At 71.3% G+C, this 15,358-nt stretch carries 15 protein-coding genes; 9 read left to right on the top strand and 6 right to left on the bottom strand.

Features of this window, described 5'->3' with window-relative positions; translation table 11 throughout:
• Positions 1-130: 130 nt before the first annotated feature.
• Positions 131-997 (bottom strand): endonuclease I family protein, encoded by an 867-nt coding sequence (locus ACGFWI_RS11690; RefSeq protein ID WP_393905776.1) that lies wholly within the window; start codon positions 995-997, stop codon positions 131-133.
• 569 nt (positions 998-1,566) lie between these two features.
• Here ACGFWI_RS11690 and ACGFWI_RS11695 point away from each other — a divergent pair.
• Positions 1,567-1,998, top strand: a complete 432-nt coding sequence (locus ACGFWI_RS11695; RefSeq protein ID WP_393905777.1) for a hypothetical protein — start codon at positions 1,567-1,569, stop codon at positions 1,996-1,998.
• Positions 1,999-2,016: 18 nt separating this feature from the next.
• Here the strand turns inward: ACGFWI_RS11695 and murJ are convergent, their stop codons facing one another.
• Both murJ and ligD read right to left on the bottom strand, forming a co-directional pair.
• Entirely contained in the window at positions 2,017-3,792 is a 1,776-nt protein-coding gene (gene murJ / locus ACGFWI_RS11700; RefSeq protein ID WP_393905778.1) for a murein biosynthesis integral membrane protein MurJ, read from the bottom strand.
• A gap of 9 nt (positions 3,793-3,801) precedes the next feature.
• Positions 3,802-4,749, bottom strand: coding sequence for a non-homologous end-joining DNA ligase (gene ligD, locus ACGFWI_RS11705; RefSeq protein ID WP_393905779.1), 948 nt, complete (start codon positions 4,747-4,749; stop codon positions 3,802-3,804).
• Positions 4,750-4,779: 30 nt separating this feature from the next.
• On the opposite strand from ligD, the gene ACGFWI_RS11710 reads away from it, so the two are divergent.
• Entirely contained in the window at positions 4,780-5,895 is a 1,116-nt protein-coding gene (locus tag ACGFWI_RS11710) for a Ku protein (RefSeq protein WP_393905780.1), read from the top strand.
• Positions 5,896-5,976: 81 nt separating this feature from the next.
• On the top strand, positions 5,977-6,351 hold the full coding sequence (locus ACGFWI_RS11715) for an RNA-binding S4 domain-containing protein (protein WP_311622382.1): 375 nt from the start codon (positions 5,977-5,979) through the stop codon (positions 6,349-6,351).
• Between the two features lie 97 nt (positions 6,352-6,448).
• Here the strand turns inward: ACGFWI_RS11715 and ACGFWI_RS11720 are convergent, their stop codons facing one another.
• Positions 6,449-6,898, bottom strand: a complete 450-nt coding sequence (locus ACGFWI_RS11720; protein ID WP_393905781.1) for a YchJ family protein — start codon at positions 6,896-6,898, stop codon at positions 6,449-6,451.
• Positions 6,899-7,093: 195 nt separating this feature from the next.
• On the opposite strand from ACGFWI_RS11720, the gene ACGFWI_RS11725 reads away from it, so the two are divergent.
• A complete protein-coding gene (locus tag ACGFWI_RS11725; protein WP_018092434.1) occupies positions 7,094-7,288 on the top strand; it encodes a hypothetical protein in 195 nt (64 codons plus the stop codon).
• A 153-nt stretch (positions 7,289-7,441) separates the two neighbouring features.
• Entirely contained in the window at positions 7,442-9,295 is a 1,854-nt protein-coding gene (locus ACGFWI_RS11730; RefSeq protein ID WP_393905782.1) for a hypothetical protein, read from the top strand.
• Positions 9,296-9,333: 38 nt separating this feature from the next.
• Here the strand turns inward: ACGFWI_RS11730 and ACGFWI_RS11735 are convergent, their stop codons facing one another.
• Positions 9,334-10,839: a PLP-dependent aminotransferase family protein gene (locus ACGFWI_RS11735; protein WP_393905783.1), complete on the bottom strand. Its 1,506-nt coding sequence runs from the start codon at positions 10,837-10,839 to the stop codon at positions 9,334-9,336.
• A 194-nt stretch (positions 10,840-11,033) separates the two neighbouring features.
• On the opposite strand from ACGFWI_RS11735, the gene ACGFWI_RS11740 reads away from it, so the two are divergent.
• From ACGFWI_RS11740 to ACGFWI_RS11755, 4 genes are all read left to right on the top strand, one after another.
• Positions 11,034-11,624 carry a YitT family protein gene (locus ACGFWI_RS11740; RefSeq protein ID WP_393905961.1) on the top strand — a complete coding sequence of 197 codons (591 nt, stop codon included), beginning with the start codon at positions 11,034-11,036 and terminating at the stop codon, positions 11,622-11,624.
• Positions 11,621-12,421, top strand: a complete 801-nt coding sequence (locus ACGFWI_RS11745) for a glycerophosphodiester phosphodiesterase family protein (RefSeq protein WP_393905784.1) — start codon at positions 11,621-11,623, stop codon at positions 12,419-12,421. Before ACGFWI_RS11740 ends, ACGFWI_RS11745 begins: the two co-directional genes overlap by 4 nt.
• A gap of 112 nt (positions 12,422-12,533) precedes the next feature.
• Positions 12,534-13,895 (top strand): MFS transporter, encoded by a 1,362-nt coding sequence (locus ACGFWI_RS11750; protein WP_393905785.1) that lies wholly within the window; start codon positions 12,534-12,536, stop codon positions 13,893-13,895.
• A 312-nt stretch (positions 13,896-14,207) separates the two neighbouring features.
• Positions 14,208-14,585, top strand: a complete 378-nt coding sequence (locus tag ACGFWI_RS11755; RefSeq protein WP_006601711.1) for an RNA polymerase-binding protein RbpA — start codon at positions 14,208-14,210, stop codon at positions 14,583-14,585.
• Positions 14,586-14,690: 105 nt separating this feature from the next.
• On the opposite strand, the gene fxsA is transcribed toward ACGFWI_RS11755, so the two are convergent.
• Complete coding sequence (gene fxsA, locus ACGFWI_RS11760; protein WP_393905786.1) at positions 14,691-15,293, bottom strand: FxsA family membrane protein; 603 nt, start codon at positions 15,291-15,293, stop codon at positions 14,691-14,693.
• Between the last annotated feature and the right edge of the window lie 65 nt (positions 15,294-15,358).

Consider the following 15,358-nt stretch of genomic DNA (forward strand, 5'->3'; position numbering starts at 1 on the left):
CTAAAAACGACCTCGGCCGGGCGCTGGTTGGCCTACGCCATCCGATGCGCGAGCGCCCCGACTGCCGTACGCGCCACGCCGGGACCGGCGAAATTGACCGCCGGCCCCGGCCCGGCTGGCCGGATGCGGTCTACCAGATCGCGTCGACCCACTCCGGGTGGTCGATGAACGGGTTCCGGTTGTGCTGGTACTTATCGAAGATCACCTGGTTGCGGCGCTGTTCGAAGGAGTCCGGCGGGTCCTGCTTGCTCCACTGCTTCAGGACGGAGAGCCGTCCGATGTGCGGCTGGGAGCCGTTGCCGACCTGGTCATTGGGCTCCAGGTCGGCGAAGCCGTCGCCACCGTCGTAGCGGACGGCCATATAGAGGATCATGCGGGCGACATCGCCCTTGACCGCGTCACGGGGCTCGAAGGAGTCGCCGTCGGTGTAGTTGCCCGGCGCCTCACCGACCTCCGTACCGCCCTTGTCGAAGTCCTTGTCGCCGCGGGCGCTGTTGACGGACACATCCGCCGGGCGCAGATGGTGGATGTCGGTGCCGGGACCGGTGGCGGTACCGAAGTCGCCATGGGACTTCGCCCAGACGTGCTCGCGATTCCAGTCGTCGGGATTTCCGCCGTGGGCGTCCTTGCTCTGCGATCGGCCGGTGTACAGCAGAATGACGTTCGCGCTGTTGGCCGGGTCCTGGTCGGTGTCCTTGAGGGCGTCCCAGACCTGGGAATACGTCAGCTTTCCGGTCTGGGTGGTGCTGATGATCCGGTGCAGCGAATCCTTGAGCGCCTGGCCGGTCTTGCCGATGGCGTCTTTGTAGTACGTGTCGTCAAAGGCGCCGACGGATATGGATGAGTGCCGGGTGACGGACGCGGCAGTGGCACGGTGATCTGCGGCCGGAGTGGCCGCCGCACCGGCCGGGATCTGTGCGACCACCGCCGTCAATACCGTTCCGGCGGCGACGGCCAGCGCGATACGGGCGCGACGGTTCACGCGGGTGTTGTCCACGAAGGGTGTCCTCTCCCCGATTTGTGGCACCGAGTCGCGAAAATGTGGGGCACGACCGGCGCCGGCCGTTGGGAATACGGCCGCAGAAAGCTTTCCATTGCGGTAATCACCACGGTGTGAACAAAAGGGGTGAGTTATGTGTCCACACCGTGGCAACCGCAGAATTCCCCCGAAAATGCCGTAGCGCCGTCGATCACCGATCGTTCGTCAGAAGTGCTTTACGCACCCCGTTTTCGGCTCGACGGGCCGAAAAGGCAGCCGGTCCCGGCGTCGGGTCCAGGAGGGGCGAGCGGCTCGGCCATCCGATGTCCGGCGCCCGGCCGCAGCCGTCCGGCACGGCATCCAGCGCCAGCCGGTGGTGGTGCACCGTGTGGTTCCCGTACGCATGCAACGGTGCGTCAGGGCGGGGCATCCGGCGACAGTGACGCGAGCGGCCGGTGCCCCTTGGGCCCATCGGGTGAACCCGAGCCTCATCCGCAACCGAACGGGCACCGTCCGGCTTCCGAAGAACTGACACAGTCTTCGCCGAATCCCATGAACCCTTCGGACCGCGAGTTGTGGAGGCCCCCATGTCGCCTTTCCGCCCCACTCCCCCGCCGTACGGTGCGACGCCGGAATATGTGCTCGCTCCCCCGCACCCCGAGGAGCGCCTCGGTGCGCCCGCGCACCCGCACGAACCGCCGCACCCGTCCACGTACGCCGCACACCCCTTCCTCCCGCCGCCCCGCCCGGAGGACCGACTGCCCTTCGAGCCTCCGCGGCCTTACGACCTGCCCGCTCCCCCGCGCCCCGAACAGCAGCGGCAAGGGCCGGTGGCGATGCCCGATCACCGGCGGCTGGAGCTCCAGGCCGCCTTGACCGCGGCCGGTGTCGCGCCGGCCGACGCGGACCTGGCGGCCCTGGCGGAGATCGCGCGCCTGGGTGACACCACGGTCGGTGCCGTTATCGGCTGGCTCGCGGTCGCCGCGCAGGCGTCCTGGCCGCGGTCGCGCGCGGTGTGAGCCGGTCCGCCGCCCGGGTCACCGCAGTCCGAGCAGGCTGCGCAGCTCACCGATCTTCATGGCGCGGGCCAGCGCCAGGAAGATCAGCGCCATGCTGAGTCCGCCGGCGGCCAGGGCCAGGGCGGGGAGCCAGCCTGCCGGGACGGGCACGCCGGTGCAGGCACGGGCCGCGAGCCAGCCGACCGCTGCGGCCGTGGCGGCGGACGCGGCCAGCTTGCCGTACGTGCGGCACAGGCGCCGGCCGTCGAGGCGTCCGGAGAGCCGCCGGCGCAGCAGCAGCGCGGTGACCACCAGCCCGACGCCGTACGCGACGGCGTAGGCGGCGGCCATACCGGTGACCGCCCAGCGGGTGGGCAGCAGCAGATGGCACGCGGTGGCCAGGGCTATGTTGACGGCGGCGATCCAGACGGCCATCCAGAACGGTGTACGGGTGTCCTCGAAGGCGTAGAAGCCGCGCAGCAGCAGGTACTGGGCCGAGTACGGGATCAGACCGAGCCCGAAGGCCTGCAGCATGTGTCCGGCGGGCGCGGCCGACACGGCGTCCACGGCGCCGTGCGCGAACAGGAGTTGGGCGGTCTGCGGGCCGAGGGCGAGGAAGAAGAAGGCGGCCGGGACGATGACGACCCCGCTGATGCGCAGCGCACGGGAGAGGTCACTGCGCAGCTCGTCCGGACGGTTCTCGGCGACCGCGCGGCTCATCCGTGGCAGCAGCGCCGTCACCAGCGAGACGGTGACGATCGACTGCGGCAGCGTCCAGATGATCTGGGTATAGCTGTAGGCGCTGTATCCGACGCCTGCGGTGGGGAGTTGCTGGTCCGCGGCGCCGGCGTAGTGCGTGACGACGACCATCGCGACCAGGTTGGCGAGCACGAACAGCAGGGTCCAGCGGGCGGCCGTGATGCTCTTGCGCAGACCGGTGCCACGCCAGTCGAAGCGCGGCCGGAAGCGGAAGCCGGCGGCACGGACGAAGGGGATCAGGGCCAGGCCCTGCACGGCGATGCCGGCGGTGGTGGCGAGGCCGAGGAGATCGATCTGGCCGGGGGTGATGTCCTCGATGCGGCCGGGCCCGGCCAGCAGGCCGAGGTAGATCCCGAACATCGTGATCAGCACGATGTTGTTGAGGACCGGCGTCCACATCATCGCGCCGAACTTGCTCCGGGCGTTGAGGACTTGGCCGAGGATGAAGAACAGACCGTAGAAGAAGATCTGCGGCAGCAGGAAGCGGGCGAACACCACGGTGAGTTCGAAGGCGGCGTGGTGTCGGGGCGTGTCGGGTGTGTAGAGGGCGACGATCCGCGGCGCGGCCCAGACCGAGAGCAAGGTGCCCACCGCCAGCACGCTCAGGACGAGGGTGACCAGGCGCTGCTCGTGGGCGCGGCCGCCGTCCGCGTGCTCGGCCCTGGCGCGTACCAGCTGCGGCACCAGCACCGAGTTCAGTGCGCCGCCGATCAGCAGGGTGTAGATGCTCATCGGGACCGTGTTGGCGGTGTTGTACGTCGTGGCGAGCAGTCCGGTGCCGAGTGCGCCCGCCTGGAGCACCTGCCGGATCAGTCCCGTGCCGCGGGAGACCACGGTCCCCAGCGCCATCAGGAGCGAGGAGCGCTGCAGTCCCCCGCCCTCGCCGCCGCGTTTGCCGTCGGCCTGCCGGTGCCGCCCCCGCCGCGGCGTCCGCCCGTCCGGTCCCCCCTCGGCGCCGGGCGCCGGCCCCTCGTCGGCTGTCCCGCCATCCGTCCACCGGTCCGGCAGGCGCAGCGGCAGTGTGTCGTGTGGTGTGTGTGGTGTCCCCTCCAACATGCCGTCAATCTACGTCGAACTCCGGGTGGGCCCGCGCCGATCGGGGGCCGTGGGCGCACGGGAGGGTGGGGATCCGGGCAGTGGGCGGGCCCGGTCGGGGTCGAGGAGCGGGACGAGCAGGTCGCCGTGGCGCGCGAGGCGGGGGGCGATCTCGCTGAAGAGGAAGGTGAGTTGCCGTGGTTCGGTGCACTCGGCAACCTCGTCCCAGGTGACCGGGGCAGAAACGGTGGGGGTGGGGCGGGCGCGCAGGGTGTAGGCGACGGCGGTGGTCTTGGCGGCGGCGTTCTGGGAGAAGTCGATGAAGACCTTGCCGGGGCGCAGGGCCTTGGTCATCTTGTGCACGACAAGGTCCGGTAGCGCCGCCGCGGCCTCGACGGCGAGAGTCTTGGCGTAGGCGGTGACCCGCTCGGAGGGGGTGGGTTCGATGGGCACGGTGAGGTGCAGGCCCTTGGAGCCGCTGGTCTTGGCGTAGGCGTCCAGGCCGTCGGCGGCCAGCCGGTCGTGCAGCCACTGCGCCGCGGCGCAGCACTCCACGATGGTGGCCGGAGCGCCGGGATCGAGGTCGAGGACGAGGCGGTCGGCGATGCCCGGGGCCTGGCACTTCCACTGCGGGGTGTGCAGTTCGACGACCAGGTTCGCGGCCCAGACCAGTGCGGGCAGGTCCTGCAGCAGGACCTGCCGGGTGGGCGCGGACGTCGAATGGGGGACCTCGCAGGTCTTCACCCAGGAGGGTGTGCCGGGCGGCACGTTCTTGGTGAAGAAGCGCTGGCCGTCCGGCCCGTCGGGGTAGCGCAGGAAGGAGAGCGGCCGGTCGTGGAGGTGGGCGAGCAGCGGGTCCGCGACGGTGGTGCAGTAGTGCAGCACCTCACCCTTGGTGGTGCCGGTCCCGGGATAGAGGACCTTGTCCAGGTTGGTCAGTGGGAGGCGCCGCCCCTCCACGACGGTGATCGGCGACATACGATGAGAATCCCACATAAGGGATGAAAGATGCGATCTATCTGGAATGGCTCCATATCGTTTGGTTTGGTCACCATCCCCGTGAAGACCTACAGCGCCACCGACCGCACCTCGTCGGTCTCTTTCGTACGCATCCATGAGAAGGACGGCGCGCAGATCCAGTACCGGAAGATCTGTGAGCTGGACGGCGAGGAGGTCCCGAACGAGGAGGTCGGCAAGGGCTATCAGCCGCCGGGCGACGAGACCGTCGTACCGATCACCGACGACGACCTGTCCCAGCTGCCGCTGCCGACCGCCAAGACGCTGTCGATCCTGTCGTTCGTCGACCCCGCCGAGATCGACCCGCTCCAGATGGACAAGGCTTATTACCTGGGACCCAACGGAGCTACCGCCACCAAGCCGTACACGCTGCTGCGGGAGGCGCTGGAGCACCATCAGAAGGTCGCCGTGGGCAAGGTGGCGATGCGGGGGCGGGAGTCGCTGGCGATGCTGCGGGCGTACGACGGGGCGATCGTGATGCATACGCTGCTGTGGCCGGATCAGATCCGGCCCGCCACCGGTGTGGCGCCGGACGATGTCGAGCTGCGCGAGAACGAGCTGACGCTGGCCGAGACGCTGATGGACTCTCTGGGTGAGCTGGACCCCGCCGAACTCCACGACGACTACCGCGAGGCCGTGGAGGAGCTGGTCGCCGCCAAGCTGGAGGGCGAGGAGCCGGCCGCCTCCGCCGCGTCGGACACATCCGGCGCCCAGGTCATCGATCTGACGGCGGCCCTGGAGAAGAGCGTCCGGGCGGCGCAGGGCGGCGGGGAGCCCGACGCGCAGGCGGAGTCGGCGTCCGTGACACCCATACAGGGACGGAAGACGAAGAAGAGCGAGGCGGAGCCGCGCGCCACCAAGGGGAGCGGCACGGCCACGAAGAAGGCGGCAACGAAGACCGCCTCGGCCACCGCGAAGAAAGCTCCCGCGAAGAAGTCGGCGGCCGCCCCCAAGGACTCCGGCGGCCGGGCGAAAGCCGCTTCGACGGCCAAGAAGAGCAGCACCGGCACCCGCAGCAAGGCCGCGGGCACGTCCGGGAAAACGGCGTCGAAGAGCACCGCCAAGAAATCCGCGGCCAAGAAGACGGGCCGTCGGTCGTCCGCGTAGGACCTGTCCGGCGGAAGGCCGGGACAGACCCCGGGCCCGTTGGGCCGCCGCGCACCGGGGCACCCGTTCTAGAGTCTTGGTATGGCTTCAGACGAGGGGACCACCCGCATCGACAGCTGGATCTGGTCCGTGCGGCTCACCAAGACGCGGTCGCTGGCGGCGGCGGCTTGCCGCGCGGGGCACGTGCGGGTCAACGGAGAACGGGTGAAGCCGGCCCATGCCGTACGCAACGGCGACGAGGTGCGGCTGCGGCACGCGGGCCGGGAGCGGATCGTGGTCGTCTCGCGGCTGGTGCGCAAGCGGGTGGGCGCGGCCGTCGCCGCCGAGTGCTTCATCGACAACAGTCCGCCGGCCCCGCCGCGCGAGGAGGTTCCGGTGATCGCGCTGCGCGAGCGCGGCACCGGACGTCCCACCAAGCGCGACCGCCGCGAGATCGACCAGCTGCGCGGGCTCTGAACGGGACGGCCCCGGGGCCCTGAGGAACTGTCGCCGGACGAAGCGGTGACAGGGGCTCGTCCGGCCTCGGTCCGCCGGGGACGCCCGGCGGACAGGGCTACACCGACGGCAGCGCGTCGAGATAGACCCACTGGCCGCCGTCGCGGACGAAGCGGCTGTGCTCGTACTGGCTGTCGGCGCGGCCGTGCAGGATGAAGTGCGCCCGGAATTCCACGGTGCCTTCGGTGTGGAAGGCACTGCCGCCGGTGGTGCCGAGGATGTCCAGGCCGGTCCAGCGCTGTGCCGGTTCGAGGTCGAGGCTGCCGGGGCGGGTCGTCGGGTGCCAGGTGCGCAGCAGGTAGCCGGTGTCACCGACAGCGAAGGCGCTGTAGCGCGAGCGCATCAGGCGCTCCGCGGTCGGGGCGGTGGCGTGCCCCTGATGAAACGGGGCGCAGCAGTCGCGGTAGGCCTCGGGGCGCCCGCACGGGCACGGTGCGGCGGGGGCGACAGCGGCGGCCGGGCGGCGCGGCGCGTTCTTCGGCCTGTTGGGCTTGTTCGGCTTCGACACCCCACGATTGTGCCGGGTCGGCGGAACCGGACCGCGACACGCCGAGCACACGCCGATGCGGCACGCCCTGGAACTACGCCCATTTGGGGAATTTCCACGACAAATCACCCATTTGCAGCTTTTCGTGGCTTGATAGGTGCTGTGAGGCTGGAAGAACTCATGGTGACCGTCCCCACCACCCAGGAGAGAACCCCCATGATTCTGTCCATTTCCGGCGTCGTCCTGCTCGGTGTCATCGTCTTCCTCTTCTTCCGCAAAGACGGCCTGAAGTTGTCGCATGCACTGGTCTCCGCGCTCTTCGGGTTCTATCTCGCCAGCTCCGCCATCGCGCCCAGCATCAAGGCCGGCGGGGCGAGCCTGGCGAGCCTCCTCGGGGGGATCAAGATCTAGGGCCCGGAGTCCTCGTCCGGTACCGCTCCACGGGTCCCGCCCGAACGGGCCGTACCCCCTACCGTCCGGGCGGCTCCGCGTGCGGCACCTCCCGGCTCGCCGCCCGCACCGAGCCCGCCCGCACGACCACCGCCACGAGCAACAGGAGACGATGTGGCCCGGCGCCCCCTGCCCCGCATCCTGACCGACAGCACACCGCTCGCCCGCATGGCCAACAGCACCTCGCTCGCCCGCAGCCGAGAACTCGCTCGGACCGCTGCCGACAGCGCCTCCGATGTGTTCCATCCGCTGATCACCATCGGCCGGGGGCTGCGCCGGCTGGCTGCGGCCGGCCGTGCGCGCTGGGTCGAGACGCCCCGGGACCACCGCGGCCCGCTGGCCTTCTTCGTCGGCGCATGTGTGCTGGTCATGTGTCTGGTGCCGTACGGGCCGCTGCTCGCCCTGATCGCCGTGATGGGTGCGGGGGCCTGGGCGGGGCGGGAGCGTACGCCCGTGGAGACCGGTCCCGGAGAGGCCGAGAGGGAACGGCTGAGGGCGCTCTACGAGGCGCTGGTGCCGTACTTCTCGGTCGATGGCGACCCGAGCCCCCTGTATGCGCACGACGGTGGCTGGGAGCGGGTCTTCACCGAGTACGCCTTCGACGGCAGCGGACGGCTCGACCGGCTGCAGCTGAAGTACCCGGCGTACTTCACCGACGGTGAGGACCAGTCCCGGGTCCGCATCGAGCAGGTGCTGTACGCCAAGGCCGGACGTGGCCGGGAGTACCACTTCGGGTGGGACGAGCTGGCCAATCAGCTCACCCTGACCGCGCTCGGCGCGCTGCCCGCCGATATCGGTGCGCAGCGCTTCGTCACCTCACCCGGCGAGACGGTGCTCGGGTTCACCGACCCCGACGCCGTCCAGCGGACCCTGCCGGTCACCGCCGGGGAGGAGACGCGGGATGCGCCGCCGGTGGTCTGGCGTACCGGGCAGCGCTCCACCGAGCCGCATCTGCTCGTCCTGGGGCAGCCGGGGACGGGCGCCACGACCCTGCTGCGCTCGATCGCGCTGCAGGCGCTGCAGCACGGGGATGTGCTGGTCATCGACGGCAGCGGCACCGGCGAGTACGGGTGTCTGGCCGGGCGCCGCGGCGTGCTGGGGGTGGAGAGCGGTCTTGCTGGGGCGCTGGCGACCCTGGAGTGGGCGTCCCACGAGACCGAACGGCGGCTGATCGCGGCGAACCGGGCACGGCAGGCCGGCCGGTCCGCGCCGGAGGACACCCGGCGGCCCCTGTGGATCATTGCGGACCGTCCGACGGCGCTGGCCCATGTCGCGGTCGCGGAGGGCCGGGACGATCCACAGGGGTGGCTGCAGCTGCCGCTGCGGCACGGCCGGGCCGCCCATGTCACGGTGGTCGTGGCCGACCAGTTCGAGAGCGCCGAGCTGCTGAGCGACCCCGTACGGGCGCACACCAAGGCGCGGGTGGTGCTCGGCCCCGCCACGGCGGAGGAGGTACGGGCGGTGCTCGGGGCGCCGCCGCACACCACACCGACCGCGAGCGTGCCGCCGGGCCGCGGCTATGCGCGCCTGGGGTCCGCTCCGGTGCTGCGCCTCCAGGTGCCGGCCACGCCCGACCCGCTCGACGACGCCACCGGGCAGGCGCACCGACAGGCCGTCCTGTCGCTGCTGCCGGAGCGTACGGTCCCGGCCGACGGGGCGGGCCCGGCCAAGCCGGTGGCCGGCGGCAAGCCGGGCGCCGCGAGCGCCTCCGCGGATGCGGATGCCAACAGGCCGGTGAGCGTCAGCAAACCCGCGGACGCCCGGAGGCCGGTGAGCGTCAGCAAGCCCGGGGACGCCGCTGCGGCGGAGCCGGACGGCGAAGCCACGGCGGCCGACGCGGCACCGGACGCCGGGAAGTCCGGGTCCGCCGCCGAGCCGGTGGGCGCGGCCCCGCGGGTGCGGACCGGCAAGGGCGGCGAACCCCGCGCGGTCAACGGGTCGGCGGAGGCCGTCCGCACGGAGAGGTGATCCCGGTCGGCCCGGCGGGCCCGCCGACCGGTCTGCCGTCAGGCCACGAACGTATGCCGCATCTCGGTGTCCACCGGTGCGCCCGTCGCGACCAGTTGCGCGGCGCCCGCCAGCCGGACCGCGGCCTCGTCGGCGACGGCTCCGTTGACCGTGAAGGGCAGCCGTACGAAGCCCTCGAAGGCGCCGTCGACACCGAACCTCGGGCCGGAGGGCACCCGCACCCCGAGCCGCTCCCCCGCCTCGGCGATCCGGGAGCCGGAGAGCCCGCCCGTACGCGCCCACAGGGTGAGGCCGCCGCGGGGCACGCTGAACTCCCAGTCAGGGAGGTGCCGGTGCAGCGCGGCGACGATCGCATCGCGGTTCTCGCGGGCCTGCTCGCGGCGGATGTCGACGGCCTGTTCCCAGCCGCCGCTCTCCAGGAGCGAGGCGATGGCCAGCTGTTCGAGTACCGGTGAGCCCAGATCGGAGTAGGCGCGGGCGGCGACCAGACTGCGGATGATGTCGGGGGCGGCGCGCACCCAGCCGATCCGCATCCCGGCCCAGAAGGCCTTGCTCGCCGAGCCGACGGTGATCACCGCGCTGCCGGCGGGGTCGAACGCGCAGACCGGACGGGGCGGCGCGGCGTCCTGGTCCAGCTGGAGTTCGGTCATGGTCTCGTCGACGACCAGCAGGGTGCCGGCCGACCGGGCGGCATCGACGAGGCGCCGGCGCTGCTCCTCGGTGGCGAGGGTGCCGGTGGGGTTGTGGAAGTCGGCGACGACATACGCCATACGGGGCGCGGCGTCGCGCATCACCTGGCGCCAGGCCGGGATGTCCCAGCCGGCCAGCTTCTCGGCGAGCGCGACCGGGACGAGCCGGGCGCCGGCGTCCCGCATCAGCTGGAGGATGTTGGCGTACGACGGGGAGTCGACGGCCACCCGCTCGCCGGGGCTCGTACACAGCCGGCAGATCGCGGCCACCGCGCCCATCGCGCCCGTGGTCACCATGATCTGCTCAGGCATGGTGGGGATACCGCGGGCGGTGTAGCGGTCCGCGAGGGCCTGGCGCAGGACGGGCAGACCGGCCGGGTAGTCGCCGTGGGTGTGGGCGTAGAGCGGCAGGTCGGCCATGGCGCCCTGGACGGCGCGGGTGAGCCAGGGCTCGGGAGCCGGGAGGGCGGCACAGCCGAGATCGATCATGGAGCCGGCGGCTTCCGGGGGCAGCGGTTCCAGGCCACGGGTGGGCAGCGGGTTGCCGGCCGGGACGGCGGTCCAACTGCCCGAGCCGCGCCGGGACTCCAGGAATCCCTCGGCGCGCAGCGCCTCGTAGGCGGCGGCGACGGTGGTGCGGCTGACGCCGAAGGCCGCGGCCAGCTCGCGCTCGGCGGGCAGCCGCGCGGCGACCGGTACCCGGCCCTCCAGTACGAGCAGGCGGACGCCGTCGGCGAGGCTGCGGTAGGCGGGCAACCGGCGCCCGGCGGCCGTGAGTTGGGCATCGCGCGGGTCCTGCGACCGGAGCAGCCGGGCGAGTTGGGGCGCACCCACCGCTGAAGTCCACTGAGCCATGAAGATCAGTCCACCTTCGCCGAATTGGCTCTACTTCCCGAGCCCGGACATGCCACATGGTGTCATGCGTCGGTCCAATCCTGCCAGGAGGGGGAAAAATCGTGTCCATATTCGGGGAAGCCGGCCCGGGGAGGGGCCTGCCGGTGCGCCGGCTGGTCCAGCTCTATACGGGACTGACGCTGTACGGCGTGAGCATGGGGCTGATGCTGCGGGCCGGGCTGGGCCTGGAGCCATGGAGCGTGCTGAACCAGGGCATATCCCGCCATACGGGACTGTCGATCGGCACGGTCACCATCGTGTCCGGCGCGCTGATCCTGCTGCTGTGGATCCCGCTGCGCCAGCGCCCCGGCCTGGGCACGGTGTCCAATGTGGTGATCCTCGGGCTGGTGATGGACGCGACGCTGGCCTGGACGCCGGAGCTGCACTCGCTGGGCGCCCGTATCCCGCTGCTGGCGGGCGCCGTGCTCCTCAACGGTGCCGCGACCGGTCTGTACATCGCCGCCGATTTCGGCCCGGGGCCGCGCGACGGGCTGATGACCGGGCTGCATCTGCGGACCGGCCGTCCGGTGCGGCTGGTGCGGACCTGCATCGAGGTGACGGTGCTCGCGGCCGGCTTCCTGCTCGGCGGGTCCGTCGGGGCCGGCACGGTGGTCTATGCGCTGGCCATCGGGCCGCTGGCGCAGTTCTTCCTCCGCCGCTTCGCGATCAAGGACGGGCCCGCGAAGCCCTCGCAGGTGGTGGCCCGCGGAGGGGCTTCACCCGAGCGCGCAATACTGCCGGAGTGACCTCAGCGATACGCACCCGCCACGCCTATCTCGACCACCCCGTGCCGCTCGCCTTCGCCCACCGGGGCGGGGCAGCCGAGGGCCTGGAGAACACCGCCGCCGCCTTCCGCCGCGCGGTCGGCCTCGGCTACCGCTACCTGGAGACCGATGTGCATGCCACATCGGACGGAAAGCTCGTCGCCTTCCACGACGCGACGCTCGACCGTGTCACCGACACCCGCGGCGCGATCGGGCAGCTCCCCTGGCGGGCGGTGAGCCGGGCCCGGGTCGGCGGCCAGGAACCGCTGCCGCTGTTCGAGGAGCTGCTGGAGGAGTTCCCCGGGGCACGCTGGAACGTCGACCTCAAGGCGGAGGCGGCGCTCGCGCCGCTGCTCGGCCTGCTGCGCCGCACGAAAGCCTGGGACCGGGTGTGCGTCGGTTCGTTCTCGGAGGCCCGGGTGGCCCGGGCCCAGCGGCTGGCCGGACGGCGGATGGCGAGCTCGCTCGGCACCCGTGGCGTGGCCGGTCTGCGGCTCCGGTCGTACGGCCGCGGGGTGCTGCCGCTGGACCGGCTGCTGGGTGCGGCGGTGCGGCGCAGCGCGATCTGCGTACAGGTCCCCGAGCGGCAGTCGGGCATCCCCGTCGTCGACCCGCTCTTCCTGCGCGCCGCGCATGCGCTGGGCATGCAGGTCCATGTCTGGACGGTCAATGACGCGGATCGGATGGCGGCGCTTCTGGACCTCGGGGTGGATGGCATCATGACGGACCACATCGAGACGCTGCGGACGGTGCTGACCGAGCGAGGGTGCTGGGTCTAGGCCACGGCCTGGGGGATGTCGCGAGCCGGACGGTAGTGCGGACACACCCCGGTACCCGGGTCCGTCGGCCGTCGTCCGCCGCCGTGAACGGGGACAGGAAGACGGGGTGGGCGTGGAGAGCGCACAAGTCGTGGCCGAGGACGTCGACGAGACGGCGGCCCGACGCCGTGAACAGCGCGGCTGGTACTGGTACGACTGGGCCAACAGCGTCTATTCGACGACCGTCCTGACCGTGTTCCTGGGGCCGTATCTGACCTCGGTGGCGAAGGCCGCGGCGGACGCGGACGGCTTTGTGCACCCCCTGGGCATTCCGGTGCGCGCGGGCTCCTTCTATGCGTATGCGGTGTCCGCCTCGCTACTGCTGTCGGTACTGGCGATGCCGCTCGCCGGGGCACTGGCCGACCGGACCGGCCGCAAGAAGCCGCTGCTGGGCTGCTGCGCCTACACGGGCGCCGTGGCGACGACGGGGATGTTCTTCCTGGGCGGCGAGCGCTATCTGCTGGGCGGGGCGCTGCTGGTCATCGCGAATGTGTCGTTCGTGGTGTCGATGATGCTCTACAACTCCTTCCTGCCGCAGATCGCCCGGCCCGAGGAACGGGACGCGGTCTCCTCCCGCGGCTGGGCGTTCGGCTACGCGGCCGGGGCCCTGGTCCTGGTCGCCAACCTGGTGCTCTACGGCGCGCACGACTCCTTCGGCCTGTCGACGGGCACCGCGGTGCGCATCTGTCTGGCGTCGGCGGGGCTGTGGTGGGGCGCGTTCTCGGTGATTCCGCTGCGCCGGCTGCGCGACCGGCGGGCGGCCGTCACCACGGGGCCGGCCGGCGCCGCGCTCGGCCACGGGTGGCAGCAGCTGCGGGGGACGCTGCGCGAGATGCGCCGCCATCCCCTCACCCTCTCCTTCCTCCTGGCCTACCTCGTCTACAACGACGGCGTGCAGACGGTGATCACCCAGGCGTCCGTGTACGGGTCCGAGGAACTCGGCCTGGACCAGACGACGCTGATCGTGGCGGTGCTGCTGGTCCAGGTGCTGGCCGCGGCGGGCGCCCTGCTGATGGGGCGACTGGCCGGACGGTACGGCGCACAGCGGACGATCCTGGGCTCCCTGGTGGCATGGGTGCTGACGATCGCGGCCGGCTACTTCCTGCCCGCGAAGGCACCCGGGTGGTTCTTCGGGCTGGCCGTCGGCATCGGACTGGTCCTGGGCGGAAGCCAGGCGCTGTCCCGTTCGCTGTTCTCCCATCTGGTGCCGCGCGGCAAAGAAGCGGAATATTTTTCCGCGTACGAGATGAGCGACCGGGGCGTGAGCTGGCTGGGACCGCTGGTGTTCGGGGTGGCCTATCAACTCACCGGGAGCTACCGGGACGCCATTGTGTCCCTGGTGGCGTTCTTTGTGATCGGTTTTGTCCTGTTGGCGAGGGTGCCGGTGGGGCGGGCGATCGCCGCGGCCGGAAATCCTGTGCCTGACCGGATTTAGTGCCAGGGCGTGCGGGCGGGTAGTGTACGCCTTTGGCTCACCAGGCGGACCGTTACTGCGCGCTCAACTAAGGATAGCGCTGGGTGACATCTGCTGCCAGATGTGACAAACCGGGCGCTGGTGGGTACAACAAGGGGCGGCACGAAGGAAGGCAGCGGCACACAGCGCCTCCATCATGGGCGGTGGTGGGCGACGGGTGGGCGCATGTCCCGAATCACGATTACGGGAATCTTCACCGCCGACCGGACGTTGACCGGATGACGACGACAGCGACACCTGTCCTGTGGGCGACAAGCCCGGGAGGCACGATTCATGAGTGAGCGAGCTCTCCGCGGCACGCGACTCGTGGTGACCAGCTACGAGACCGACCGCGGCATCGACCTGGCCCCGCGCCAGGCGGTGGAGTACGCATGCCAGAACGGACATCGATTTGAGATGCCGTTCTCGGTTGAGGCCGAGATTCCGCCGGAGTGGGAGTGCAAGGTATGCGGTGCACCTTCGCTTCTGGTGGATGGCGATGGCCCTGAGGAAAAGAAGGGTAAGCCCGCGCGTACGCATTGGGACATGCTCATGGAGCGGCGCACCCGCGAGGAGCTCGAGGAGGTGCTGGCCGAACGGCTGGCAGTCCTGCGCTCCGGCACCATGAACATTGCCGTGCATCCGCGCGACACCAACCGCAAGTCCGCCTGACAACGGACCTGCGCCAAGCAGCACGAAGGGCCGGGGCCACTGCACTTCGCAGTGGCCCCGGCCCTTGCTGCGTCCTCGGCCCGTACGCCACGGACACCGGCGTGCTCAGCCGGTCAGCGGCGGGTCCTGGCGGCGCGGCGGAGAAGGCTCGTCCTCGCGGATGACCTCGCCCTGGACGACCTTGCCGTCGGGCCGGTGCATCCGGGCCTGCTGGAAGGCGTCGCCGAACGAGCCCGGGGTGGGACCCGCCCGCCGGTTCAGCAGCTTCTCGGCGCGGCGCTGGATCAGCTTGCCCGTCGGGGGGAAGAGGCAGAGCAGCCCCAGTGCGTCGGACGCCAGCCCGGGGATCATCAGCAGCAGCCCGCCGGCCATCGGGAGCGAATTGCCGCTGCCCGGCTTGCCGTCGCGGGAGGTGCCGTTGCCGGACGAGGTGGAGTCGCCGGCCGCCGCCGGGTCGCCGGGGGTCTGCAAGCTCTCGGTGAGGTTGCGCCAGGCGCGGCGGCCGGCCCGCTTGACCACATAACCGCCGACGATCACCCCGGCGACCAGCAGAAGAAATACCGTCAGGCCGTTGGTGGCCCCCGCGACCACGGTCAGCAGCCAGATCTCCAGCACCATCCAGGCGGCGATGCCCAAGGGGACGAACCGGCGGGCGCGCGAGCGCTGGGGCGGGCGGGGACTCGGCGGTGGCGTGGCTCCGAACGTCATGCCTCAAGTGTGCCTGGCCCGCTTCGCCGCATCCCCTAAGGGTCGCGGGAGGGATCACCTCCGGG

Origin of the sequence: Streptomyces sp. NPDC048434, assembly GCF_043200375.1 — a bacterium.
Classification (GTDB): domain Bacteria; phylum Actinomycetota; class Actinomycetes; order Streptomycetales; family Streptomycetaceae; genus Streptomyces.